Source organism: Streptomyces sp. JH14, assembly GCF_029428675.1.
Lineage (GTDB): Bacteria > Actinomycetota > Actinomycetes > Streptomycetales > Streptomycetaceae > Streptomyces.
This window is the reverse complement of the sequence record NZ_JAJNEL010000001.1, coordinates 1174975-1200281: the sequence shown is the minus strand read 5'-3', so window position 1 is coordinate 1200281 and position 25307 is coordinate 1174975. Positions and strand designations below refer to the sequence as shown.

At 71.4% G+C, this 25307-nt stretch carries 21 protein-coding genes and 3 pseudogenes; 18 read left to right on the top strand and 6 right to left on the bottom strand.

Annotation, left to right across the window (positions count from 1 at the left end):
* Positions 1 to 8 precede the first annotated feature (8 nt).
* Complete coding sequence (locus LRD69_RS05400) at positions 9 to 779, top strand: nucleotidyltransferase domain-containing protein (protein WP_277329628.1); 771 nt, start codon at positions 9 to 11, stop codon at positions 777 to 779.
* A gap of 292 nt (positions 780 to 1071) precedes the next feature.
* Here the strand turns inward: LRD69_RS05400 and LRD69_RS05395 are convergent, their stop codons facing one another.
* On the bottom strand, positions 1072 to 1776 hold the full coding sequence (locus LRD69_RS05395; protein WP_277325404.1) for a nucleotidyltransferase domain-containing protein: 705 nt from the start codon (positions 1774 to 1776) through the stop codon (positions 1072 to 1074).
* Positions 1777 to 1893: 117 nt separating this feature from the next.
* Here LRD69_RS05395 and LRD69_RS05390 point away from each other — a divergent pair, with 117 nt between their 5' ends.
* The 9 genes from LRD69_RS05390 (at position 1894) to der (ending at position 11389) form a co-directional block, all read left to right on the top strand.
* Positions 1894 to 5226, top strand: a complete 3333-nt coding sequence (locus tag LRD69_RS05390) for a hypothetical protein (protein ID WP_277325403.1) — start codon at positions 1894 to 1896, stop codon at positions 5224 to 5226.
* Between the two features lie 91 nt (positions 5227 to 5317).
* On the top strand, positions 5318 to 5752 hold the full coding sequence (locus LRD69_RS05385; protein ID WP_277325402.1) for a YidB family protein: 435 nt from the start codon (positions 5318 to 5320) through the stop codon (positions 5750 to 5752).
* 76 nt (positions 5753 to 5828) lie between these two features.
* Positions 5829 to 6191, top strand: coding sequence for a DUF1304 domain-containing protein (locus LRD69_RS05380; RefSeq protein ID WP_277325401.1), 363 nt, complete (start codon positions 5829 to 5831; stop codon positions 6189 to 6191).
* A 4-nt stretch (positions 6192 to 6195) separates the two neighbouring features.
* Positions 6196 to 6783, top strand: coding sequence for a TetR family transcriptional regulator (locus tag LRD69_RS05375; RefSeq protein ID WP_277325400.1), 588 nt, complete (start codon positions 6196 to 6198; stop codon positions 6781 to 6783).
* A gap of 139 nt (positions 6784 to 6922) precedes the next feature.
* Positions 6923 to 7285, top strand: coding sequence for a chorismate mutase (aroH, locus tag LRD69_RS05370; RefSeq protein ID WP_277325399.1), 363 nt, complete (start codon positions 6923 to 6925; stop codon positions 7283 to 7285).
* Positions 7282 to 8367 carry a prephenate dehydrogenase gene (locus LRD69_RS05365; RefSeq protein ID WP_277325398.1) on the top strand — a complete coding sequence of 362 codons (1086 nt, stop codon included), beginning with the start codon at positions 7282 to 7284 and terminating at the stop codon, positions 8365 to 8367. Before aroH ends, LRD69_RS05365 begins: the two co-directional genes overlap by 4 nt.
* A gap of 115 nt (positions 8368 to 8482) precedes the next feature.
* Positions 8483 to 9199 carry a (d)CMP kinase gene (gene cmk, locus LRD69_RS05360; RefSeq protein ID WP_277325397.1) on the top strand — a complete coding sequence of 239 codons (717 nt, stop codon included), beginning with the start codon at positions 8483 to 8485 and terminating at the stop codon, positions 9197 to 9199.
* Positions 9196 to 9867, top strand: a complete 672-nt coding sequence (locus tag LRD69_RS05355) for a lysophospholipid acyltransferase family protein (protein WP_277325396.1) — start codon at positions 9196 to 9198, stop codon at positions 9865 to 9867. The genes cmk and LRD69_RS05355 overlap by 4 nt, the downstream gene beginning before the upstream one ends.
* Positions 9868 to 9919: 52 nt before the next feature.
* Positions 9920 to 11389, top strand: a complete 1470-nt coding sequence (gene der, locus LRD69_RS05350) for a ribosome biogenesis GTPase Der (RefSeq protein ID WP_277325395.1) — start codon at positions 9920 to 9922, stop codon at positions 11387 to 11389.
* A gap of 94 nt (positions 11390 to 11483) precedes the next feature.
* Here the strand turns inward: der and LRD69_RS05345 are convergent, their stop codons facing one another.
* Both LRD69_RS05345 and LRD69_RS05340 read right to left on the bottom strand, forming a co-directional pair.
* A complete protein-coding gene (locus LRD69_RS05345; protein ID WP_277325394.1) occupies positions 11484 to 11789 on the bottom strand; it encodes a hypothetical protein in 306 nt (101 codons plus the stop codon).
* Between the two features lie 137 nt (positions 11790 to 11926).
* Complete coding sequence (locus LRD69_RS05340; RefSeq protein WP_277325393.1) at positions 11927 to 12709, bottom strand: hypothetical protein; 783 nt, start codon at positions 12707 to 12709, stop codon at positions 11927 to 11929.
* A 356-nt stretch (positions 12710 to 13065) separates the two neighbouring features.
* On the opposite strand from LRD69_RS05340, the gene LRD69_RS05335 reads away from it, so the two are divergent.
* A complete protein-coding gene (locus LRD69_RS05335) occupies positions 13066 to 14025 on the top strand; it encodes a YafY family protein (protein WP_277325392.1) in 960 nt (319 codons plus the stop codon).
* A gap of 406 nt (positions 14026 to 14431) precedes the next feature.
* Positions 14432 to 14647 (top strand): I78 family peptidase inhibitor, encoded by a 216-nt coding sequence (locus tag LRD69_RS05330; RefSeq protein ID WP_277325391.1) that lies wholly within the window; start codon positions 14432 to 14434, stop codon positions 14645 to 14647.
* A gap of 111 nt (positions 14648 to 14758) precedes the next feature.
* Here the strand turns inward: LRD69_RS05330 and LRD69_RS05325 are convergent, their stop codons facing one another.
* Positions 14759 to 15781, bottom strand: coding sequence for a phosphatase PAP2 family protein (locus LRD69_RS05325; RefSeq protein WP_277325390.1), 1023 nt, complete (start codon positions 15779 to 15781; stop codon positions 14759 to 14761).
* Positions 15782 to 16266: 485 nt separating this feature from the next.
* Between LRD69_RS05325 and LRD69_RS05320 the strand changes: the two genes are divergently transcribed.
* Together LRD69_RS05320 and LRD69_RS05315 are read left to right on the top strand one after the other, a co-directional pair.
* Entirely contained in the window at positions 16267 to 18012 is a 1746-nt protein-coding gene (locus tag LRD69_RS05320; protein ID WP_277325389.1) for an MFS transporter, read from the top strand.
* 112 nt (positions 18013 to 18124) lie between these two features.
* Positions 18125 to 19357 (top strand): acyl-CoA dehydrogenase family protein, encoded by a 1233-nt coding sequence (locus tag LRD69_RS05315; protein ID WP_277325388.1) that lies wholly within the window; start codon positions 18125 to 18127, stop codon positions 19355 to 19357.
* A gap of 39 nt (positions 19358 to 19396) precedes the next feature.
* Here the strand turns inward: LRD69_RS05315 and sepF are convergent, their stop codons facing one another.
* Positions 19397 to 19840, bottom strand: coding sequence for a cell division protein SepF (gene sepF, locus LRD69_RS05310; protein WP_277325387.1), 444 nt, complete (start codon positions 19838 to 19840; stop codon positions 19397 to 19399).
* A gap of 309 nt (positions 19841 to 20149) precedes the next feature.
* Here sepF and LRD69_RS05305 point away from each other — a divergent pair, with 309 nt between their 5' ends.
* Complete coding sequence (locus LRD69_RS05305) at positions 20150 to 21433, top strand: DUF5685 family protein (RefSeq protein WP_277325386.1); 1284 nt, start codon at positions 20150 to 20152, stop codon at positions 21431 to 21433.
* 94 nt (positions 21434 to 21527) lie between these two features.
* Here the strand turns inward: LRD69_RS05305 and LRD69_RS05300 are convergent.
* Positions 21528 to 22233: pseudogene (locus tag LRD69_RS05300) on the bottom strand (transporter substrate-binding domain-containing protein).
* Between the two features lie 500 nt (positions 22234 to 22733).
* Here LRD69_RS05300 and LRD69_RS05295 point away from each other — a divergent pair.
* The 3 genes and pseudogenes from LRD69_RS05295 to LRD69_RS05285 all read left to right on the top strand — a co-directional run.
* A pseudogene (locus LRD69_RS05295) lies at positions 22734 to 23054 on the top strand (amino acid ABC transporter permease); the annotation flags it as partial.
* Positions 23055 to 23137: 83 nt separating this feature from the next.
* The gene (locus LRD69_RS05290) at positions 23138 to 25015 is read left to right on the top strand and encodes an FAD/NAD(P)-binding protein (protein WP_277325385.1); all 1878 of its coding nucleotides are present in this window, start codon (positions 23138 to 23140) and stop codon (positions 25013 to 25015) included.
* 116 nt (positions 25016 to 25131) lie between these two features.
* A pseudogene (locus LRD69_RS05285) lies at positions 25132 to 25254 on the top strand (ABC transporter substrate-binding protein); the annotation flags it as partial.
* Positions 25255 to 25307 lie beyond the last annotated feature (53 nt).

The following is a 25307-nucleotide window of genomic DNA, read 5'->3' as shown; positions in this document are numbered from 1 at the left end:
CGAACACGATGCACCTGCACGAGGCCGGGCTGCCGGTCACGGACTTCGGCCCGGTACTCGCCGAGGAGCCCGGCCCGCTGCTGTTCGCGACGGTCTCCGGGGCGCATCTGTACGGGTTCCCGTCCCGGGACTCGGACGTGGACCTGCGGGGGGTCCACCTCCTGCCCGCGGAGGATCTCGTCGGGCTGCGCGAGCCCGAGGAGACGCGCTCGCGGATGTGGGACCGGGAAGGGGTCGAGATGGACCTCGTCACCCATGATCTGCGCAAGTTCGTCCGGCTGATGCTGAAGCCGAACGGCTATGTGCTGGAGCAGCTGCTGTCGCCACTGGTGGTGCACACGAGTGAGCTGCACGCGCAGCTGGTCGAACTGGCGCCCGCGGTGGTGACGCGCAACCATGCGCACCACTACCGGGGATTCGCGAACACGCAGTGGCGGCTGTTCGAGAAGACCGGTGAACTGAAGCCGCTGCTCTACACGTTCCGGGCGCTGCTCACCGGCATTCATCTGATGCGCAGCGGTGAGGTGCGGGCGCATCTGCCGACGCTGCTGACGCAGGTGGGCGCGCCGGGATATCTGCCGGATCTGATCGCGGCCAAGGCCGAGGCGGAGCACGCGGCTGCAGAGGTTCCGGGCGGTGCGGTGGCGCGGGCGGACGTGGAGGCGCTGCACGGGGTGCTCGACGAGGCACAGGGGGCGTCGGGGCTGCCGGAGGCGGCCGGACGCGAGGGCTTCGACGGGCTGCATGAGCTCGTGGTGCGTGCGCGGTTGGGGGCTTGAGGGGTCCGCGCCCGGTCTCAGGACGCGCCTGAGGGGTGCTCGTTCGCGAGGTGCCGGCCCCCGGGGCGTCCCTGGGGCGCAGGTCCGTGAGGTGGCAGGCCCACGGGGTGACCCCGCCGGCGCTGTTCGTGGTGGTCCGGGACCCGTCCGCGGCGTCTCCTCGGGCGACGAGCGTTTCGGGTGCGACGCGGGTGCGCCCGGTCTGTGTTCGTCCCCCAGCGGGGCCATTCTGTGCGGCCCCGGACCGGCCGTCGTGCGGCAGCCGGCCGGTGGTGGTTGCGGGCGGGGCCGTTCAGCCGGTGCGGGGGGACAGCGCCGACGCCCGGCGGGTGCGGATCAAGAAGTCCTCCACCCGGGCCCGGTCCGGCTCCGCCGGAAGCGGGGAGCCCGGTGCCGCCTCGTCGTTCTCCTCGGCCAGGCGCGTCATGCGGCGCTCCACCTCCGGCCACGGCACCTCGCCCCGCTTCACGGCCAGCAGGTCTTCTCTGGCCTCGCCCACGTCGATCGTGAGTTCACCCGTGCGCAACAGGTCCCGGCCGCTCGCCAGCAGCCGCAGCAGATGCATGGCGTGCTTCCAGCGCGGCGCGCCGTACTGCCGGACATCCGCCTCCAGCTTCCTGCGCTGCCCCCACGCGTAGCGGACGAAGGTCTCATGGGCGAGCCGGGACAGGAATGCGCCGCGCAGGGACAGGAGTTCACGGCCGACCGGGTCGACCCGCTCCACCAGGGGCGAGTGCAGGCACTCCAGAACGTTGGGGTTGGCGCGCAGTGCCAGCTCGCAGAAGCGTTCCAGCTCCCAGGAGAACTGCTCGTCGGCGGGGCCCTCGACATGGGTCGGCGGCTTCTCGAACCGCCAGAACAGCGGGGTCGGGGCCAGGTACACACCCCGGCGGTCGATGTCGCTCGCGTCCGTGGCCAGCCCGAACGCGCGTGAGCCCATCACGCAGGAGTAGACCGTATGGTCGCGTACGAGAGCCTCGGCATCGGGGGTGGTCATCGGGTGAGGGTACGTGAGGGGCTTCGGGGAAAACGCGTTGCGGTAGGGGAGTCCCGGTGCCAGCATCGTCCGCATGATGATCCGAAAGGCTCGGCGCGCCACCCTCCGGTGAGCGCGATGACGACACCTTCGTACCGCAGAGAAGAAGTAGCCGTTCTGTACTCCAGGTTCGACCACCTGCCGCACCCGGCCCGCATGCGGGCCATCGCCGAACACACCCGCTCCCTGGACGGCTCCGGCTATCGTGCCGCGCACGCCGCTCTGGACGCCGGCGATCCCGATGAACGCCATCTCGCCCTGTTCCTGGCCGTCGCCCGTCACGATCTCGACGCTGTCTCCCGGGCCCTTGCCGACCCGCTGCTGCGCTCCCGGGCGCTGGCCGCCGCGATCAGACTTCCGGTCGACGAACAAGCCCTGGCCTGGCTGGTGTTGAACGAGATCGGTTCCGTACGCCGTCACGCGTATCGGATCCTTCGGTTGTCCCGACGGTCCGCGCTCGCAGACCGGCTGGTCGCCCAGGTCCATGAACGTTTCGGCGACGAGGACACTGCCCGACTGCTCCCCGCCTGCACACCGCAGACGGCCGGCCAGTGGCTGCCGCGGCTGTCCGAGGTGCCGTCGGGCATCCTGCACGCCCTCGCCCGTACCGCCCCCGCCGCGGTCGCCGCCCATCTTGCCGACAGACTGCCGGCAGACCCTTTCGGCCCGAACGAACCGCGTGGTCTGCGCCGCCGCAGCCCCTACCTCGTCAACCGCCTCACCGAGCGCGACCCGGCATCCGGGATGCTGCTCCTCGAACGGGCTCCGCACCTGGTCACCGGCGAAGCGGCGGCCCTCCTCCTCCGGGACCCGGGCGCGATGGTGGCGGCGCTGCGCCGTACCGGCACCGAACGGATCCCGCTGTCCGAGAAACCGTTGCCGCGACGGGTGCTGAATGCTCTCGCGGCCTGTGACCGGGAAGACATCGCGCTGCTCGCCCGCGTCCTGCGCATAGAAAGCCGGTGGACCGGTCCGACCGCATCGGCGGTCACGCCGGAACCGCTGCTCGCCCTGCTGCCGCCGGCCGAGCGGCGGTGTGCGGTCGAGTTCCGGCTGGGCGACGTGTCGCACGTGTCGCTGAGCGAGATCGGCGCCCTCGCCGCCCTGGCACCCGCCGACCGTGCAGAGATCGTCACGGGGTGGCTGGCGGGCCGCGTACGGCGCAGGGCCGGTCGACGCAGCCTGATCGCGGCCCTGCTGCCGCCGGCCGAAGCGGAACCGTTGCTGCGGGAGGGCACCGGCGCGCACCGCCCCTTCGAGCGGGCCTCTGCCTGGCCCGCATTGCTCGCATGCGCCGCACTGCACGGCGATCCCGAGACGTATGCCCGGATCCTCACCTCCTGCGAACGGGCCTGGCACGACCAGGAGATGGTGCGCCGCGCCGCACTCGGGGCGGCCGGCTCCGTCCCGGACGCACTGCTGGGCGCGGCGCCGATCACAGCTCTGCGGGACGCAGCGATGACGACCACCCAGTCCCGTGACTCGAATGCGGCAACCCTCGCCACCGCCGAACACTGGCTTCGGCGCACCGTGGTGGACGCCGCCCGCGCCGGTGACCAGGGGCGGGCCGCCGCGGTCATCGGTCTGCTGACCCAGGTCCTCGCCGACCCGCGTGGGTCAGGATCCGTCCGGCCACTGCCGCTGGGCCGGGACGCCGCCGTCGGCGTGTGGGAGCGCTGCCGTGCACAGTCCACCAGCCGTTCCGCCCGGTTCCACGGGCTGATCGGTGCTCTGCTCGTTCGTCAGTTGCCGCACCTTCCCACTCTCGACGTGGCGCTCGGTCGGGCGGCGCTGGAGGGTCCGCGTGGGGAGCCGGCCGAACGAGCGGCGGCCTTGTGGCTGGCCGATCCGGCCACCCGGGAGCAGCGCTGCGCCCGGCTTTTGGCCGTCGATCCGGCGGCGGCCGTCGTGCCGGCCGTCTGGGACACGGTCGCCCGTCGCCGTACCGATCTGCTCGATACGGCCATCGGCCCCGACTTGCCGCCGCAGTGGGCGCCGCGGATGCGGCGGAGCGTTCTTGGGCGCTGGCTGCCGCGTCAGCGGGCCCTGCTCGACGCCCACCTGGCACGTACGACCCTCGACGACGAGGTGCCGCTACGGGAACGGACGGACGCCGTGGCTCTGTTGGGGGACAGCGCCGGTCTGCGTGCGCTGGCCGACACCGCGCCGCAGCCCGTTGCCGCGGCCGCCCTCGCCGCGCTGGGTGAGCGAGCCGCCGAGAGCGGCGGGGTCCGCGCCCATCCCCGGACCCTGGAGTTCCTGCTGGGCCGCGCCGGGACGGGCGGGGTGCGGGGGAGGGCCGCGATGTCGGGGGTCCGGACCCTGCTCGGTACGGCGCCGGACGGCGAGGCTGTGGTCCGGTTCGCCTCCGTCGTCCGGGATGTCGCCAGCTCTGTCGGCAGTCGGAAGGCGGCTGTGCACGGGCTGGCGGCCCTGTCCTCGCCGGATGCGTTCACCGCCGTGCTGGCCGGCTGGGACGCGCCGGGTCAGCACCGCGATGTCCACGCCACCATGGCCGACATACTCGCTGTCCGGATGGATGTGCCCGGTGTCGCGGAGCGGCTGGCCGGGCAGCTGCACCATCCGGCAGTCGGGGACCGGGTGATGGCGGCCCGGCCGGAGCGGGCGCTGGCCGCCGACGCTCTGCGCCGCTTTCTCGCGCACACCCTGGCCACCGCCGAGGCGGACACCGCCCACGCCGCCGCCCGGGCGCTGCGCGGGCCGGCGCATGCCACCGACCGGCTGCGCGCGGTCGTCGCGGCCGTGGTGTGCGACGCCGACCGCCCGCACGGGGTCCGCTCCGCCGCGGCGGAGCTGCTGTGCGAGTGGGCGACCACGGTGGACGGGCGGTCGTCGCTGGTGACCGCACTCGACGAGGTGGTGGGCCAGGCCCGTTCGACGGACGGGGAGTACGGGCAGCGGCGGACGGCTCTGCGGGTGCTCGACTCCCTGAACCGCCGGTATCACGGGCCGTGCCCGATCGGCGCCCTGGACGCCGTCACCGAGGCCCTCAGGGCGGCGGGGCTCCTGCACTCGGCCTCCGAGGTGGCTCTGCTCGCGGCCGTCTCGTCGTTGGAGGCGGTGGATGAGGCTGCCGGAGTGTGGCACCGGTGGGAGCGGTGGCTCGAGCTCGCCGGGGACCGGCCGGGCTGTCGTGACGTGCTGGGACAGCTGTGGCGGGGGCCGGGGGGAGTGGTACCCGTTGCAGCGATCCGTCCCGTGGTCGCGGCGCTGCGCGCACACGGTGCGGCCGCCGCCGGGCTCGCGGCTCTGTGCCTCGTCGTGCGGGCGGGGGACAGCACGCGCTGGGCGCAGCCATGGCCGGCCGAGCTGGCCGCGCTGCGGGGCAGTGCGTACGCGGATGTCGCCGAGGCCGCGTTGCTGGCGGACATCCGCAGACCGTTGGTCTGACGGCGGCCGTTCGCTGTCGGGGCCCGAGTGGCAGAAGCCCTGGTTCTGGTCGACATTGTCGATAATCCATCCCCTTCGGAAAGGCAGAACCATGGCAGGAAACGACCTCGGCGGTCTGCTGGGCGGCTTGCTGGGCGGTGGGAGCCAGGGCGGGGGCTCCTCCAGCGCCGGGAACGTCCTCGGTGCGCTGCTGGGTGCGCTGGGCGGCAACGCGAGCGGCGGGTCCGGGGGTGGTGCGAACGCTCTTGAGGGCCTGATCGGGATGCTCACCAAGTCCGGCCTTCTCGACCAGGCCCAGTCCTGGGTCGGCACCGGCGAGAACCAGCCGGTCAGCGGTGCCCAGATCGCGCAGGCACTGCCGGACGAGACCCTGCAGAAGGTCGCCCAGGAGGCGGGTGTGTCCACGGAGCAGGCGGCCGACCACATCGCGAGGTCGCTGCCCGATGCCGTCGACAAGCTGACCCCGGCGGGCGAGGTCCCGAAGGGCGGCTCGCTCGAGGACCTGATCCGGGCGCAGGCGCTCTGAGCGCTCCGGGGCGGCCGGAGCCCGTATCGACTTCCTGTACAGTTGTCCAGAAAGTCGACACGGGAGGCCGCCCCCCATGCACACCGCAGCCCAGGTGCTGGTCGCAGTGGTCGCGCTGATCCACGCGTACTTCCTGGTCCTCGAGATGTTCCTGTGGGACACCCCGCGCGGGCGGAAGGTCTTCGCCACCACCCCGGAGTTCTCCCGGGAGAGCGCGCCGCTCGCCGCGAACCAGGGCCTCTACAACGGGTTCATGGTCGCCGGACTCGTCTGGAGCCTGATCGCGGGCGACCCTGTCGCGTACCAGGCGCAGATCTTCTTCCTCGGCTGCCTGATCGTCGCCGGGGTGTACGGAGCGGCCACCGTGAACCGCAGGATCCTGGTCGTCCAGGCGGCCCCCGCCGCCGTGGCCCTCGTCCTCGTCCTGCTCGCCGGCTGAGCCCGTGACACCCGCAGCGGCGGCAGGCAGCGGCGATCCCCGTACCGCACGCACCCGCGGCAAGCTCCGCGAAGCGCTCCTCGCGGCCTGCGAGCAGCAGCCACTCGACCAGGTCAGCGTCTCCGACGTGGTCCGCAGGGCCGGAGTCGGCCGGGCCACCTTCTATCTGCACTACGACGATCTGCGCGCCCTGGCCGTGGACGCCTGCGCGGAGACCGTCCGGCAGGCTGTCGAGGCCCTGCACGCCTGGGACGAGGCGCCGCCCGGCCCCGACGCGCCACCCGCCGAGTTCGTGGCCCTGCTGGAGGCCGTCCGCGCCCGCGCCGAGATCCACCGGAGCCTGCTGCGCGCGGGCGGCGGCGGACCGCTCGGCGAGCTTCTGCACGAAGAGCTGCGGCAGCGCAGCATCAGCGAACTCCGCCGCCGGCGCCCGGAGGGCTCGGGCGAGGACCTGATCGCGAGTGCCGTCGCCGGACTGTTCACCGGTGTCCTCGCCGACTGGGTGCACGACCGGACCGACGCCGCCCCGGCGCACCTGGCGGCAGGGATCTGGCGGATGCTGCGCGCGGTGCACGCCGCCGCACCCGGCTGACCTCCCCGTCTCACCCACAGGGCACCCCGGCCGTCCGTCGCTGCACCCCTCTAGGCTGAATCCGTGCAGGTGGGCGCGGAGCAGGACGCGAACCCGGGAAGCGGCACGAAGCAGCGCACGAAGAAGTGAGGAGCCCGACGTGGCGGTACGAGCGGTCCGTGGAGCTGTCCAGCTGGAGCGGGACGACGCAGGACACATGGACGAGCAGGTCCGCGCTCTGCTCACCGCCGTCCTGGAGCGCAACGGTCTCGTCGCGGACGACCTGATCAGCATCTGGTTCACGGCCACCCCCGATCTGCACAGCGACTTCCCGGCCGCCGCCGCCAGGGGCATCGGCATCGTCGACGTACCGCTGATCTGCGCCCAGGAGCTGGACATCGACGGGGCGATGCCCCGAGTGGTGCGCATCCTCGCCCATGTCGAGACGTACCTTGCCAAGGCCGAGATCCAGCACGTCTACCTCGGTGCCACCGCCGCTCTTCGCAAGGACATCGCCCAGTGAGAACCGCCGTAGTCATCGGAACCGGCCTGGTCGGCACCTCCGCAGCCCTCGCCCTCGCCGGGCGCGGCATCCGCGTCCACCTCGTCGACCACGACCCGGCATCGGCGCGCACGGCGGCCGCGCTCGGCGCCGGTACGGACGAGGCGCCCGAGGGCCGCGTCGACCTGGCGATCATCGCCGTACCGCCCGCCCATGTGGCCTCGGTGCTCGCCACCGCCATGCGGGACGGCGTCGCCCGCGGCTACCTGGACGTCGCCAGCGTCAAGGGCGGCCCGCGCCGCGAGCTGGAGGCACTGGGCGTCGACCTCACGCCGTACATCGGTACGCACCCGATGGCCGGCAAGGAGCGGTCCGGCCCCCTTGCCGCCTCCGCCGACCTCTTCGAGGGCCGCCCCTGGGTCCTCACACCGACCCGGGACACCGACACGGAGGTCCTCAACCTCGCCCTGGAACTGGTCGCGCTCTGCCGCGCCGTCCCGGTCGTCATGGACGCCGATGCCCACGACCGGGCCGTCGCTCTCGTCTCGCACACCCCGCAGCTGATCTCGTCGATGGTCGCCGCCCGCCTGGAGGAGGCCGACGAGACGGCCGTACGCCTCTGCGGCCAGGGAATCAGGGACGTCACCCGGATCGCGGCCTCCGACCCCCGGATGTGGGTGGAGATCCTCTCCGCCAACCCCGGGCCGGTTGCCGACGTGCTCGCCGGGGTCGCCGCCGACCTCGACGGGACGGTACGGGCGCTGCGCAGCCTCGAGTCCGGCGACGACGACAAGCGCCGCGAGGGCACCGACTCCATCGAGGACGTCCTGCGCCGCGGCAACGCGGGCCGGGTCAGGGTGCCCGGCAAGCACGGGGCGGCCCCGACGGTGTACGAGATCGTGGCCGTGCTCATCAGCGACCGGCCGGGCGAGCTGGCCGGGATCTTCGCCGACGCGGGCAAGGCCGGGGTCAACGTCGAGGACGTCCGTATCGAGCACGCCACCGGACAGCAGGCCGGCTTGGTCCAGCTGATGGTCGAGCCGAGCGCGGCCCCGGCACTGGCCGCGGCGCTGCGCGAGCGGGGCTGGTCGATCCGTCCGTAGCCGGGGCAGGAGGCGGTTGTCCACAGGGGTGCAAAGGACCGTCCCGACACTCGGTAACCTTGTGCGGGGCGGGTTAGCGCGCGCCCCCGTCCCGCCCACCCCGTGTACCAGGAAGGTGACCACCACCGTGGAAACCGTAAGTGCCGCCGCCCGGACGGCCCCGGCCGCAGTGATCGTCGCCATCGACGGGCCCTCCGGCACCGGTAAGTCCAGCACGTCGAAGGCCGTCGCCGCCAAGCTCGGCCTGAGCTACCTGGACACCGGCGCCCAGTACCGGGCCATCACCTGGTGGATGCTGAACAACGGCATCGACGTGCGGGACGCCGCGGAGGTCGCGACCGCCGCGGCGAAGCCCGTCATCGTCTCGGGTACGGACCCGTCCGCCCCGACGATCACGGTTGACGGAGAGGACGCCGCGGGCCCGATCCGTACGCAGGAGGTCACCTCCAAGGTCAGCGCCGTCAGCGCGGTCCCCGAGGTGCGGGCCCGGATCACCGAGCTGCAGCGGTCCATTGCCACCGCCGCCGAGATCGGCATCGTCGTCGAGGGCCGTGACATCGGCACCACCGTGCTGCCCGACGCCGACCTCAAGGTCTTCCTGACCGCCTCCCCGGAAGCCCGCGCGGCCCGCCGCAGCGGGGAGCTGAAGGGCTCCGATCTCGCCGCCACCAAGGAGGCGCTGATCAAGCGGGACACCGCGGACTCCAGCCGGAAGACCTCGCCGCTCGCCAAGGCGGACGACGCGGTCGAGGTGGACACCACCGAGCTGACCCTCCAGCAGGTCATCGAGTGCGTCGTCACCCTGGTCGAGGAGAAGCGGGCGGCGAAGTGACCGCAGCCACGGGCGCGCCCACACTGCGCGGAGCCGCGGTCGGACGCGGGATCGGCATCGGCCTGATGTACGGGCTGTGGAAGCCCCGCGTCCTCGGTGCGTGGCGGGTACCCGCCTCCGGACCCGTCATACTCGCGGTGAACCACTCCCACAACATCGACGGGCCGATGCTGATGGGCACCGCGCCCCGGCCCGTGCACTTCCTGATCAAGAAGGAGGCGTTCGTCGGTCCGCTCGACCCGTTCCTGCGCGGAATCGGTCAGCTGAAGGTGGACCGCACGAGTGCCGACCGCACCGCCATCACCCAGGCACTCGGTGTGCTGGAGAACGGCGGTGTGCTCGGGATCTTCCCGGAGGGCACCCGGGGCGAAGGAGACTTCGCCTCGCTGCGGGCCGGGCTCGCGTACTTCGCGGTACGCAGCGGGGCGCCGATCGTGCCCGTGGCCGTCCTGGGCAGCACCGAACGCCGCGGACGGCTGATATCGGCACTGCCGCCGCTGCGCAGCCGTGTCGATGTCGTCTTCGGAGACGCCTTCGAAGCCGGCGACGGGAGTGGCCGGCGGACCCGGACGGCACTGGACGAGGCGACCGTGCGGATCCAGGCGCGGCTGACCGCGCACCTGGAGAACGCCAGGCGTTCCACCGGGCGCCAGGTAAGACTTGAGTAGTGGGCCGCGTGATCGCGGTCCATCGATGATGATGCAAAGAGGAACGGACTTCATGAACGACCAGATTCACTCCGACGGCTCGGACCACGAGCACGGAGCGCTTGGCGACGCCGAGTACGCGGAGTTCATGGAGCTCGCCGCGCAGGAGGGCTTCGACGTCGAGGACGTCGAGGGCGCGATCGACGAGGCCGGTCACGGCCCGCTGCCCGTCCTCGCCGTCGTCGGCCGCCCCAACGTGGGCAAGTCGACCCTGGTGAACCGGATCATCGGCCGTCGTGAGGCGGTCGTCGAGGACAAGCCCGGAGTCACCCGGGACCGTGTCACGTACGAGGCCGAATGGGCCGGCCGGCGCTTCAAGGTCGTCGACACGGGCGGCTGGGAGCAGGACGTCCTGGGCATCGACGCCTCCGTCGCCGCGCAGGCCGAGTACGCGATCGAGGCCGCCGACGCGGTCGTCTTCGTCGTCGACTCGACCGTCGGTGCCACCGACACCGACGAGGCCGTCGTCAAGCTGCTGCGCCGGGCCGGCAAGCCCGTCGTGCTGTGCGCCAACAAGGTCGACGGGCAGAGCGGTGAGGCGGACGCCACCGCGCTCTGGTCGCTCGGTCTCGGCGAGCCGCACCCGGTCTCCTCGCTGCACGGCCGCGGCACCGGCGACCTGCTCGACGCCGTCCTCGAAGCACTGCCCGAGGCCCCGGCCCAGCGCTTCGGCACCGCCCTCGGCGGACCGCGCCGCATCGCCCTCATCGGCCGTCCGAACGTCGGCAAGTCCTCGCTGCTGAACAAGGTGGCGAACGAGGACCGGGTCGTCGTCAACGAACTGGCCGGAACCACCCGTGACCCGGTCGACGAGCTGATCGAACTCGGCGGCATCACCTGGAAGTTCATCGACACGGCCGGTATCCGCCGCCGTGTCCACCTCCAGGAGGGCGCGGACTACTACGCCTCGCTGCGTACCGCGGCCGCCGTGGAGAAGGCCGAGGTCGCCGTCGTCCTGATCGACGCCAGCGAGTCCATCAGCGTCCAGGACCAGCGCATCGTCACCATGGCCGTGGAGGCCGGGCGCGCGCTGGTGATCGCGTACAACAAGTGGGACACGCTCGACGAGGAGCGGCGCTACTACCTGGAGCGCGAGATCGAGACGGAGCTCGCGCAGGTCGCGTGGGCTCCGCGGGTCAACGTCTCGGCCGTCACGGGACGCCACATGGAGAAGCTGGTCCCGGCGATCGAGACCGCGATCGAGGGCTGGGAGACCCGCGTCCCGACCGGCCGGCTGAACGCCTTCCTCGGCGAGATCGTCGCCTCCCACCCGCACCCGGTCCGCGGCGGCAAGCAGCCCCGGATCCTCTTCGGCACCCAGGCCGGCACCAAGCCGCCGCGCTTCGTGCTCTTCTCCTCCGGCTTCCTGGAGCACGGCTACCGCCGCTTCGTCGAGCGCCGGCTGCGCGAGGAGTTCGGCTTCGACGGAACCCCGATCCACATCTCGGTACGGGTCCGCGAGAAGCGCGGCCGCAAAAAGTGACACGGGCTCGACGTGGTCCCGGCCACGGCGAAGCCAGGGCATGACGAAGCCCCGCACCGTTCCTGCTGTGAACGGTGCGGGGCTTCGCCGTGTGTCAGGCGCTCCGGGGCCCCGGAGGCAGCGCCGCCGGCTGAGGGCGCCCGGCGTGCCGGCCGACCCGCTGCCAGGAGCCGAGGCCTGCGGTGTGCGTGCCCGGGCCGGAGTGACCCGAGGAGTGGCCCGAGAGACCGGAGTGGCCGCGGCTGCCGAACAGGCCGGTACCGAACGTCACGAAGGCCAGGTTCTCCTCGCCGCTCCGATCACCTGGCAGCGCCCGGAACGACCGGCGGTACTCGGAGTACAGCGCGTCGTAGATCGGGGTGTGGGACTGATCGCCCGAGGGGTCCCGCGACGGGCGCATGGCAGGGATCGGGCTCGGGCGCTGGTGGGAGGGGTCGTATGAGTGCACGTATGTGCCAACGACCCCACCGGCCGTCGGATGCGGGCCGTGCGGAGAAATAGCTGTACGCCCGGGGTGCGAGGGGCGTGCGGGCATGATCAGGTGCCGGCCAGCGGCATCGCGGCCCCGACCAGGAGACCGCGGGCCGCGGCCTTGTCCAGAGCGTCGCGCAGCAGGTCCTCGCGGGGCTGCTGGCCGATCGTCCCGGCCGGGGCAGCGTAGACGAGCACGGTCTGCGACTTGTTGGCCGCGGTCCGCCAGCCCTCGGTGACCTGCAGCGGGGCATGCGCCTGCCACCAGGCGACCGGGGCGCCGCCGCCCGTCCCCGGCTGGAGCACGGCGTGCAGCTGGCCCATGGCGAGCAGGATCGACCAGCCGTGCAGCACGGCGGGCACCTCGCCCATCCGGTGGACCGGGTGGAAGCCCTGCTCCAGCAGGAGCTGCAGGAACTCGTCGCCACTGCTGCCGTCCGTGCCGGGGCGGGCGATCGCTCCGGTCGGTTCGACGACCAGCGCCGGGTGGAGTTCGTCCTCGATCAGGACGAGACCGCTGGTGATGCCCAGCACCGCCTGCTCGGGCATCAGGCCCTCCGGGACCGGCGGCTCGCTGCCGGTGATGCTGCGCACGGCGCCCTGCAACTGCTCCTCGGAGACCTGGACGACCTGGGACGGGATGCACGTCGCGTGGGCGAAGGCGAGAACGGCGGTCTCGTCGCCGACGAACAGCACCGTGCTGGTGCGCTCCTGCTCCGAGTCGCCGGGGGTGCGGCAGGAGGTGCAGTCGTAGCTGCCTGGGGCATTGTCGCCGACGAGCAGCCGATCGGCTTCGGCATCGCCGATCTCGGCGCGTACGTCCTCGCTGACGTCGAGCATGCGCGGCACGGTTGGCTCCTCGGACTCGGTGCGTGCGCCGGGCGCTTCCCGGCTCATGAAGAGACAACGGGCGATCCGCGGCCGGGGTCACGCGGGAAAAGGAACGGAATCGAACCATCCGGCACAGAGGGTGAATCCGGGGACCGATGGGTTTTGTCCCGGTCAATACCCGCTGATCGGACGTGGCCGGGCGGGACCGGAGGAGTGAGGGAGCAGTCCGGCGACAGGTCGACAAGTCATGAAATCGGCGCACGTGGGAAGTGGCTGAAACTCGACTGCGCAAGGGCAGTCGCACGGACGCTGTGGTGCGACTGCCGCGCCGATCGCGGACCGTAACTGACCGCGGTCGCTGGCAGACTCGCCCCATGTTGGAGACCTCGGCACGACTGCTGCGTCTGCTCTCGCTGCTGCAGACCCACCGGGACTGGTCCGGCGCCGATCTCGCCGAACGGCTGGGCGTGACTCCCCGCACTGTCCGGCGTGACGTCGACAAGCTGCGCGAGCTCGGCTATCCCGTCCACGCCAGCCCCGGCACCGGCGGCGGCTATCAGCTCGGTGCCGGGGCGCAGTTGCCGCCGCTGCTCCTCGATGACGAGGAGGCCGTCGCGGTGGCGGTCGGGCTGCGCACGGCGGCCGGCCAGGGCGTGGAGGGCATCGGGGAGACGTCCGTGCGCGCACTCGCCAAGCTCGAACAGGTGCTGCCGAACCGGCTGCGCCGCCGGGTGAGCGCGCTGAGCGCCTACACCGTGCCCATGCTGCGCGGATCCGGCGCGTCGGCCGTCGACCCGGGAGTGCTCACCGAGCTGGCCGGGGCCTGCCGGGACAGTGAACGGCTGCGTTTCGCGTACCGCGCGCACGACGGCTCCGTCTCGCGCCGGACCGTCGAACCGCACCGGCTGGTGTGCACCGAGCACCGCTGGTATCTCGTCGCCTGGGACCTGGACCGCGCGGACTGGCGAACCTTCCGGGCGGACCGGATCACTCCCACGCCGCCGCACGGTCCCCGCTTCGTCCCTCGCCGCCCGCCCGCGGAGGACCTGGCCGCGTATGTCTCCAAGGGCGTCTCCACCTCCGCGTACGCGGAGCATGCGGTGATCCGGCTGAAGGTGCCCGTCGAGCAGGCGGCCGAACGGATCTCGCCGTCCTCCGGCGTGCTGGAACGGATCGACGCGGACAGCTGCCTGCTGCGCACCGGGGCGGCCGGTCTGGATGTCCTGGTGATCCATGTGATGCTCACGGGCTTCGACTTCGAGGTCGTCGAACCGCGGGAGCTCATCGACGCGATCAGGACGGCCCGGGACCGGCTGTCCCGGGCGCTCGACTGATCGGCGCGACGCTCTTTCGTTCGTCTGTTCGTCGTGTCCGGTATAGGGGCGGATGTGACCGTCCCGGTCCGATGGTGTGGATATCGTGACCAAAAGATAAGGTCACCGTAAGGAAGCGTGAATTCCTGGTGGCCTCCCCATTTGCCGGGCATCGTCCTGGGGTGGAATTTCCGACTGCCTGATATGCAGTATTCAGTTTCGCGTACGGTCTGTTCCATGACGATTTTCCGGCGGCTGTGATTACTGTGCGTCGGTTCGCTTGTTGCACGTTCGAGTGACGTAGTTCGAAGTAAACGTGTGTGGTGATCCTGTGACACAAGCGTGACAGGTGGCGTACGTGAGGATGCCCCGCCACAGCCCGGAGCCCGGCTTCCGTACCCGCCCGGGTCCGCCTACGGTGAGAGGCATGGCATCCATACCGACCTCTCCCGCACAGCCCGACGACTCACCCGGCGCGTATGTCGGTCTCGCTGCCGAAGCCGCTGAGCAGCGGGCCCGCGCGCGCGGCTGGACCAGTGTCAGGGCCCTGCCGCCGGGCGCGATCATCACCATGGAATACCAGGCCGGACGCATCAACTTCGAGGTCGACGAAGCGGTCGTGACCCGCTGCTGGGTGGGCTGAGACGGCGCGTGCCGCGGCCCGGGACATGAGCAGGGCCCCGGCCGAGGCCGGGGCCCTGCTCATGCGGGGTGAGGCTGTGCGTACTCGTGCCCGCGGTGTGGGAGTGGTCCGTCAGCCGCCGGTCATCGGACGGGCCGGGCTGCTTCCGCCGCGCGCCGTGCGGTCCGCGTGCGGCGGGCGGCGGCTGCCGGCCGGGGTGAGCGGGGTCCGCTCCGACCGCACCGTGTGCGGGGTGTGGGCCCGCTGCCGGGTGCCCGGCGCCGGGATCGCGGCCGTCGGCCTGCTACCCGCGGCGACCGGTTCGAGCGCCGGGTCCGAGTCCATGGCGTCACTGCCGTCCAGCTGCGGCACCAGCACGGGCCGGGGTCCACCGGCCGCGACGGGCACCGAGGGCACCGTCCTGCCCCGCGCGCGCCACTGCTCGCGCACAGCGAAGATCAGGTCCTCGGCACGGGTGATCAGCGGCTCGACCCACGGCAGGCCCAGCAGGATCAGCAGCCCCGCAGCCCAGCCCAGCAGCACATCGCTGAGCCAGTGCGTACCGAGATAGACGGTCGTGAGCCCGACCCCGAGCGAGACCACTGCCGATATGGCCGACAGATAGCGCCTGGCCCTCGGAGTGGTGGCCAGGTAGGCGAGGATTCCCCAGGTCACGACTGCGTTGGCGGTGTGTCCGGACGGAAATATATCGCCGCCGGCGAAGAGCTCGGCGGAGCCGATCCGGGTCGCATAGTGCGGCCCGAGCCGGCCCAGGCCGAGCTTGACCGCACCCACTGTCAGATTGAGCAGCAGCAGTGAGGCGCCCAGCGTCAGCAGGGGCCGCAGCGTGTGCTGCCGCCAGGAGCGCCAGCCGAGCCAGCAGGCGACCATCACGGCCGTGGGGCCGCGCTGGCCGAGCACGACGTAGTAGTCGAGGAAGGCATGGATTCCGGGCCACTGCTGGTAGGGCCGGAACAGCATGACCTTCCAGTCCAGGGTCACCAGCCAGGAGCCGATGAGCACGGCGACGACGATGGCGAGATAGAACGCCAACGTCCCGCCGAAGAGAGCGATGCGGTGACGACTCATCCGCGGTGGCTCTATCTTCGGCGGTTCCGGCTCCCGGTCCAACCGGGCAAAGATGTCGGTACGCACCCAATCGACGTTACAGCGAGTGAGTGTGCGCTCCGGTCCATCCGGCCGCTTTGTGATGACGATGTGATGTGGACTATGTCTCAGCCGGGCGCCTATTTCGGGCCCGTCGGTGAATCACGGTGACCCTCTGCTCCATTTATCCGACACTTATTTCGGAAGGGTGTTTGGGTGCCGGAGAAAATATGCGCATGGTGTCAGCATGTATTTCACCGGTCGCCGCGGCGGATGGACGGACGGTGGCGGTCCGGTCACGGGGCGGATCCGGCGCACCCTGCACGGAGGGGTAGACGGGTGGCGGCGGAGGTGCGGCGTGGCGTACGCCACACTCCAGGGCTCGCCGCGGTATGAGCTGGGCCACGTGTGGCTGCGTCGAACTCGCGTACGCTGACGGATCACTCGCCCGTCGATGCCGGGCCTGGAGGGGGCAGCACACACTGCATCCCCGGTTGGCCTGCCGAGCGCGAGGACCTTTGGGAGGTACGTGCATGTCCGGGACGACCACAGCCCGTCGGCGGCTGCGTGCAGCCGCCGACGGTGCCAATCGCTGGGTCGTCCTGGTCGTCCTCTGTCTCAGTCTGCTGCTGGTGGCGCTCGATGCCACGGTGCTCCATGTCGCCGTTCCCGCCGTCACGGAGGATCTGCGGCCGAGCGCCGTCGGTCTGCTGTGGATCGTGGACGCCTATCCGCTGGTCTGCGCATCGCTGCTGATCCTCTTCGGCACCCTCGGTGACCGGGTCGGCCGCCGCCGCGTACTGCTGCTCGGCTACGCCCTCTTCGGCGGAGCGTCCGCGGTCGCGGCGATGGCCGACAGCCCCGGCGTACTCATAGCTGCGCGCGCGCTGCTCGGCGTCGGCGGCGCGATGATCATGCCGGCGACGCTGTCGATACTCCGGCAGGTCTTTCCCGACCGTCGTGAGCGGGCCGTCGCCATCGGGGTGTGGAGCGCGGTCGCCGCGGTCGGCGCCGCCACCGGACCGGTCATCGGCGGTTTCCTGGTCGAGCACTTCTGGTGGGGCTCGGTCTTCCTGATCAACATTCCGCTGATGGCCCTGATACTTCCGGTCGGCCGTCTGCTGCTCCCCGAGTCGCGGGGCAGCAACGACGGGCCCTGGGACGTGTGGGGTGCGCTCATGGCCGCGGCCGGTGTGCTCGGCGTGGTCCTCGGTGTGAAGCGCGCGGGCACCGGCGAGGGCGTCCTCGGTCCCGCCACCCTCGTGCCGCTGCTGCTGGGCGGCGCGCTGATCGTCGCGTTCGTGCGGCGACAGAAGCGCCGCACGCATCCCCTGATCGACATAGGCATGTTCGCCAGGCCCGCCTTCTCCACCGCGGTGGGCTGCATCGTCCTCGCCATGCTGGCCCTGGTCGGTCTGGAGCTGATCGCCGTCCAGTACCTCCAGCTGGTCCTCGGCCTCAGCCCGCTGGAGACCGGTCTGCGGCTGCTGCCGCTCACCTTCGCCGCCATGGCGGCGGGCGCCACCGGCTCGTACACCCTGCGCCGGGTCGGCCCGCGCCGGATGGTCGGCTGGGGTTTCGTGCTCACGGCGGCCGCGGTGCTGATCCTGACCCAGATGGGTCAGCAGGACCGGCCGGGCCTGCTGACCGCGGCCTTCGTCGTGCTCGGTTTCGGGCTCCAGTCCACGCTCTTCGGGGCATACGAGTCGATGCTGAGCGAGGCGCCCGCCGACCGGGCCGGTGGTGCGGCGGCCATCGGCGAGACCTCGTACCAGCTGGGTGCGGGGATGGGGATCGCGCTGCTCGGCAGTGTCATGAACGCCGCCTACACCCCCGGGCTGGCCAGGCTTCCCGGGGCGGGAGTTCCCGCCGAGGCATCCACTGCCGCTTCCCATTCGCTGGGCGAGGCCTATCAGGTGGCGTCCCGGCTGGGCGGTCCGCTGGGCGCGGTGCTGCGGGACACGGCCCGGCACGCGTTCGTGAACGGGCTGCACGTCACGCTGCTGGTCAGTGCGGGACTGCTGCTGCTCGGCGCGCTCGCCGCGCTGCGGCTGCCGCGGGTGATGGAGTGCCCGCCGCTGGAAGCCGGCGAACCGCGTGAGGCGCAGGATGCCCGAGAGTCCGGCGGGATCCGCGAGTCCGACGGGGCCCGTACGGCCGTCGGCGCCGGTGAGTCCTGGGAGCCGCCGCGTCAGGGTGCCCATGAGTCGCGTAAGCCCCACGGCCCGCAGGGGGCGCCGGGCCAGAAGCGCCCTCTTTCGCTGCCCGCGCGGCAGTGACCCGGCACGGCCACCGACTCTGGACGGGCGGCACACTGGGCCGTAACGTCAGCACGACGCCATAACTAACACTGCTAGTTTTAGTACCGTGCGAGCCGCCGGAGGCACTCTCATGTCCACCACCGAGTCCGCTGAGTCCGCGAAGCCGTCGAAGCTGCCGTCCTTCGACCCCGCCGACCCGATCGGCATCGACGATCTGCTCGGCCCCGAGGACCTCGCGATCCGCTCCACCGTCCGCGCCTGGGCCACCGACCGGGTCCTGCCGCACATCGCCGAGTGGTACGAGAACGGCGAACTCCCCGGCATTCGCGAGCTGGCCCGTGAGCTCGGTTCGATCGGAGCCCTCGGCATGTCCCTCCAGGGATACGGCTGCGCGGGCGCCACGGCCGTCCAGTACGGACTGGCCTGCCTGGAGCTCGAAGCGGCCGACTCCGGGATCCGCTCGCTCGTCTCCGTCCAGGGCTCCCTCGCCATGTACGCCATCCACCGCTTCGGCTCCGAGGAGCAGAGGCAGCAGTGGCTGCCGGGCATGGCGGCAGGCGAGATCATCGGCTGCTTCGGACTCACCGAGCCGGACCACGGCTCCGACCCGGCCGGGATGCGGACGTACGCCAAGCGCGACGGAGGGGGAGACTGGATCCTCAGCGGCCGCAAGATGTGGATCACCAACGGCTCCGTGGCCGGGGTGGCCGTCGTCTGGGCGCAGACCGACGAGGGCAGCGGCGGCAGCGGCATCCGCGGCTTCGTCGTGCCGACCGGTACCCCCGGCTTCTCGGCACCCGAGATCAAGCACAAGTGGTCGCTGCGCGCCTCCGTCACCAGCGAGCTGGTCCTCGACGAGGTGCGGCTGCCCGCCGATGCCGTACTCCCCGGGGTCACCGGCCTGCGCGGCCCGCTCAGCTGTCTCAGTCACGCCCGTTACGGCATCGTCTGGGGAGCCATGGGTGCGGCGCGCGCCAGCTTCGAGGCGGCCGTCGACTACGCGAAGACCCGGGAGCAGTTCGGCAGGCCGATCGGAGGCTTCCAGCTCACCCAGGCCAAACTCGCGGACATGGCCGTGGAGCTGCACAAGGGCATCCTGCTCGCCCACCATCTGGGCCGTCGGATGGACGCGGGCAGGCTCCGCCCGGAACAGGTCAGTTTCGGAAAGCTCAACAACGTGCGAGAGGCGATCGAGATCTGCCGCACCGCGCGCACGATCCTCGGCGCCAACGGGATCTCGCTCGAATATCCGGTGATGCGGCATGCGACGAATCTGGAGTCGGTGCTCACCTACGAGGGCACCGTGGAGATGCACCAGCTGGTGCTGGGCAAGGCGCTCACCGGTCTGGACGCATTCCGGTAGGGCGGGACGCAGGCCGGACCGATCCGGCGAGCGCCCTGCTCAGCTCTGGTTGAAGAAGCCGCCGGCCGGTCGGCCGGCGGCTTCGCCACTGACCACCTGGGTGTCGGCCGGGGTCAGCAGGAACACCCGGGTGGCCACGCGGTCGATCGACCCGCGCAGTCCGAAGATCAGCCCCGCGGCGAAGTCCACGACGCGCTTCGCGTCGGAGGGGTCCATGGCCGTGAGGTTCATGATCACCGGGACGCCGTCCCGGAAGAGCTCACCGATGGTGCGCGCGTCCCGGAAGCTGTCCGGGGTGACGGTGGCGATCCGGCGGCCCGTCACCTCGGCCGCCTCGGAGGCCACCTGCACCCGTGGGTCGGTCACCCATGCACTGCCGGTCCCCGTCCGTGCACCCTCGGCGTACTCGTCGTCGTCGTAGTAGCGCTCGTCGTTGTCCTCTACGAGGCCCAGCCAGGCACTCGCCTTGCGCACCGATCCCATGGACGCCTCCTCTCACCGCGGTTCGTTGGTGTTCCGCATCTCTTTCGTATCCCTATGGTCGACCATGATGCGGATCGTGCGCCAAGTGGATAGCCGCCGCGCAGGGGATTCGTGACGGTACTGGTGCAGAAGATGTGGCGATTCGTCAAGGTTCCTCCCGCATGCGCCCCCTGGCAAAAAGAAAATATGATGCTCCGGCCCGTACGGGTGACCTTGGGGGCGTACGGGTGAACGGGTCACTCGATACGATGCCCGTCGCGCACACGCACGAGCGCGGCGCACAGGCGGAACGACTCTCGGGGGATCGTCGTGTTCGGAATAGTCAGGCCCTGTGCCCACCGGCTGTCGGAAGGTCTCAGGACCGAGTGGATGGCCCATCTTTGCGGGCTCTGTCTCGCACTTCGCTCGGACCACGGCCAGTTCGCCCGGATCGTCACGAACTACGACGGCCTGATCGTCTCGGTCCTGACGGAGGCTCAGGCAGTGCACACCACCGGCCGTCGGCGTACCGCGGGGCCCTGCCCCCTGCGCTCCATGAGGACCGCTCCGGTCGCCCGCGGCGAAGGGGCCAGGCTCGCCGCCGCCGTCTCGCTGGTGCTCGCCTCGGCGAAGGTACGGGACCACGTCGCCGACCGGGACGGGCTGTTGAAGCGCCGCCCCGTCGCCGCGGCCGCCCGCCGGGTCGCCGCGGGCTGGGACAGGGCAGGGGCGCGTGCCGGCGCACAGCTGGGGTTCGACACCGCGGTCCTCGTCGACGCCGTCGACCGGCAGACCGGCATCGAACGGCTCGCGGGTCCCGGCACCCCGCTGCTGACGGTCACCGAGCCCACCGAGACCGCCACCGCGGCGGCCTTCGCCCATACCGCCGTACTCGCGGGCCGACCGCAGAACGCCGCACCGCTGGCCGAGGCCGGCCGGCTCTTCGGACGGCTCGCGCACCTGCTGGATGCCGTGGAGGACCAGGAGGCTGACGCGGCGTCGGATTCCTGGAACCCGCTCACCGCCACCGGTACCTCGCGCGCCGAGGCCCGGCGGCTGTGCGACGACGCGCTGCGCGGCGTACGTCTGGCGCTGCGCGACGCCGACTTCACCGACGGCAGGCTGACGCATGTGCTGCTCGTGCACGAACTGCGCCGCTCGGTGGACCGGGCGTTCGCCACCACGACCTGCTCGCACCAGGCACAAGCGCAGCCGACGGGCCGGGAACTGACGGGCGGGCAGCAGCCGGGGTCCGTCGGACCGGTGCCGCCGGGGAAGCCGGAGGGCCTGCGGCAGACGGGGTCCTTCGGGCCGCCGCCGGGCAATCCGTATGCGCCGAACAGTCCCGGAAGCCCGTTCGGTCCCCCGCAGCCCCCGCCGGAGCCGCCACGCGACCGGCGCGGGCTGATCACGGGCTGCCTGGTCTGGGCGGGCCTCGCCTGCACCTGCCAGATGTGCTGCGGGACCTTCGAGGACCCGTGGAGCCGGCAGCGGCGCGAAGGGCTGTGCAGCCAGTGCGACTGCGGGAGCTGCTGCGACGCATGCGACTGCTGCAGCAACTGCGGGGACTGCTGCAGCGACTGTGACTGCTGCGACTGCGGGTGCGACTGCTGAAGCCGCGCTCCAGGCTCGCGGTGTACCGCCTCCGGGGTCACTTGATCTCCGGCGGCGAGATCCGCGGGGTCTCGATCGCCGACGCGCCGATGCCTCACTTCTTCAGGATGCGGTCGTACGTCCCGTCCGCCTGAGCCCGTTGACCGCGGCCCGGAAGGCGGGCGCCGGCGGGGTGCCCTTCCTGAACGCGAAGCCGACATCGAGGCGCTTGAACTCGTCGAGGAAGCGCACGCCCTCCTGCTGGGTCACCGCGTAGCGCAGCCCGTTGATGGTCGACATCACCACATCGCTGCGGCCCTGCTGGAGCGAGGCCCAGACGGCGCCCGGTTCGGAGTAGGTCTTCACGTCGTACGGCCTCTTGCCCGCCTCGGTGCACAGGTGCTTGTTCTCCTCCAGCATCACCTCGAAGGTGGTGCACGCGGCAGTGCCCACGGTCAGGCCGCAGAGCTGAGCGAGATCGGTGACCTTCGTCAGCCTGCTGTCCTCCGGGACCGCGAAACCCTGCCCGTCATCGAGGTACGTGACGAAGTCAGATAGGCGGTGGCGGGCGGTGCGCCGACGCTGGAGGCGATGGTCAGCGTGCCGGAGGCGCGGACGTCCGCGGGCAGCAGCGCGGCCGCGGCCTCGTTCTTCTTCACCGGCGACACGACGTCCTGCGTCGGGATGTTCCCCTTGGCGGAGGCGGCCGGGCCGGCTGCGCCTGCCGGAGCGGCCGACGGATCGCCGGCCCCGCACGCAGTGAGAGCGAGTGCGGCGACGGTGATCAGCGCGAAGGCGGCAGTGTGCCGGGTACGGGGCATGAGGCGTGGTTCTCCAGGTTCGTCGACCGTGCGCAGGCGGCAGGGCGGCGCCGAGCGGCGCGCCACAGCAGCACGGCCACGGGCAAGGCGAAGGAAAGGCGGAAGAAGCGCGGAACGACGAACAGGCTGAGGGGAGGGTGCAGTGATGTTGTGTACGTGAAGACGCGCAGGAAACGGCGCTCAGGCACCGGAGAGGGTGCGAGGCACGGACGCGAAGAACTGCAGGGGGTCAGCTCAACAGGAGGAGGACCACACGCGACCGAAGTCGATGTGGGAGCGCTTGACCAGCCACTGCTGCGAATGCATGGCCTCAGTGGAACAGGCGATCCCGTGGTCCGTCAACTGACCCGATCCGTATGGCTCACAGTGTGGACAGGCTTGACAATGCGCTGTGAACAGCGCTTCTCTCAGAGGCGGATCGCGCTGAGGGGCCCGGTCCGCGTTGTGATTTCCGTGAAGGCACGTCCCGTGTTCGATCTCTGCATCCACGGAGCCTTCGCATGTCTGCGCAGACAGATGCCTTCCCTCAATCACCCCCGGCCCCGCTCTCCGAGGACAGCGACAGGGGCCCCGACGCCGACCGCCTGCGGATCGTCCCGGTGCGCCGAACAGGCCAGTGGGCGGCGGCCGTTGCCGTCCTGGCGCTCCTCGCCCTGGCGCTGAACTCCGTCATCCGCAACGACGCCTTCCAGTGGGACGTCGTCGGCGACTACCTCACCACCGCCGCCGTCCTGCGCGGCCTCGGCCTCACCCTCTGGCTCACCACTCTCGTCATGGTGCTCGGCTTCGCCCTCGGCACGGTGCCGGCGGTACTCAGGCTCTGGTACGCGTTGGTCACCTCGCTGCTCAGCATCGGCCAGCACTGCATCGAACGGCACTACGCGCGTGGCTCGGCGGGTTCCCGATGAGCGACGTACCGGCCCTTGTCGTCATCGGTGCCGGACCCCGCGGCACCGGTCTCATCGAACGCATCGCCGCCAATGCCCCGGAGCTGTACGAGGGCCGGTGGCTGGACATTCATCTCGTCGACCCGTACCCGCCGGGCGGCGGCCGGATCTGGCGGCACGACCAGTCCCCGCTGCTCTGGATGAACTCCATGGCCGAGGACGTCACCATGTTCACCGACGACACCGTCCAGCAGGAGGGACCGATACGTCCGGGGCCCGCGCTGCACACCTGGGCCGCGGACGTCCGTGAAGGCCGCATCGAGCTCACGACCGATCCCGGACTCCGCGCTGAAATAGAGGCGTTGGGTGGTCAGGACTTCCCGAGCCGACGACTGCAGAGCGTCTACTTGGGATGGGTGTACGAGCAGGCACTGGCCGCACTTCCGGCATCCATCACCGTGCACGAGCACCGCGGGCGCGCCGTGCGTGTCACCGGCCCCCGCGGCGGCCGTCAGCGCGTCTGGCTGGAGGGCCGTGACGCACCGCTGTCCGCCGACCTCGTGGTGCTCACCATCGGTCACCTCGACTCCGAACCGGACCCCGAACAGGTCCGGTTGACCGAGTTCGCGGACCGGCACGGGCTCGTCCACCTGCCGCCCGACTTCACCGCCGACAGCGACCTGACCGCCCTGCCCGCCGGTGAACCGGTCATCGTCCGGGGCTTCGGGCTCGCGTTCATCGACCTGATGGTGCTGCTCACCGAGGGACGCGGCGGACGGTACGAGAACGGCGTGTACGTGCCCTCCGGCAAGGAGCCCGTACTGCACGTCGGATCGCGGCGCGGTGTCCCGTACCACTCCAAGATCGGCTACGGCTGGCAGGGCGACCGGCCGCCGCTGCCCCGATTCCTCGGCCCGGAACGGATCGAGGAACTGCTGAACCGGTCCGAGCCGGCCGACTTCCGGCGCGATGTGCGGCCGCTTGTCGACAAGGAGCTCGGGTACGCCCACTACCACCGGCTCTTCACCGCCCATGCCGGGCGTACGGCGGTCGGCTGGACCCTCTTCGAGGAGAAGTACGCGGCAGCCGATCCGGGCAGCCCCGAACTGCACGCCCTCGTCTCCGCCGCCGTCCCCGACCCCGCCGACCGACTCGACCTCGAAGCGCTCGACCATCCGCTGGACGGGGTGCGCCATCCCTCGTACGACGCACTCCAGGACGGACTGCGCGACTACATCACCGCCGACCTCGACCGCCGCCACGACCCCGCCCACAGCGAGGACCTCGCGGTCTTCCTCGGACTGCTGTCGGTCTACGGGCAGTTGGTCCGGCTCGGCGACACCGGAGACCGGTGGCACGGCTTCTTCAGCTACCTCGCCTCCGGTCCGCCGGGGCCGCGGCTGCACCAGCTCCTCGCCCTCTCCCGGGCAGGGGTCGTCCGCTTCCTCGGTGCGGGAATGACGGTTGAGGCGGACGAGGAGCGGGGTGTCTTCCGGGCCGGCAGCGACACCGTTCCGGGGGAGTGTGTGGAGGCCCGCGCACTGGTCGAGGCCCGTCTGCCGGAACCGTCTCTGGAACGCACCCGCAGCCCGATCCTCCAGGCGCTGTACGAGGACGGAGCCGCCGCCACCGTCACCGGACTGCTCTGCGTCGACCCCGGCGACGGACGGATCCTGGGCCGGGACGGCCGCCCGCACCCGCGGCGTTTCGCCCTCGGCCCGCATACCACCGCACGGGCGAGCGGCGCCTTCACCCGGCCACGCACCGGCGGTCCGGCGTTCCGGCAGAACGACGCCACCGCGCGGACGGCGCTGGCGTTCCTGCGCGACGTGCTCTGTAGCGACGGCGACGTCCGCAGCGGCGCAACGGACGGCGACGACCGCCTCAGCGCCTGACCGCGGTGCCGTCCCGCATCCGTATCCCCATGCCCCCGTAGCCCCCAGCCCAAGGAACCCTCATGTCGCTCACCAGTGATCCGCCACTCGACAGAGCGTCCGGTCCACGGACGGCTGCCGACGCCGACACCTCACCGCCGCTCGGCTTCTACGCCACCGACGACAAGACCCGGATCGGCTCCGAGATCGACATGACGACCCTGATCGCCGACGCACTCGGGATGAAGCCCGAGTTCGAGAAGTCCGAGATCAACCCGCCCGGCCTTCCCAAGCCCAGGAACTGAGCCCGAGA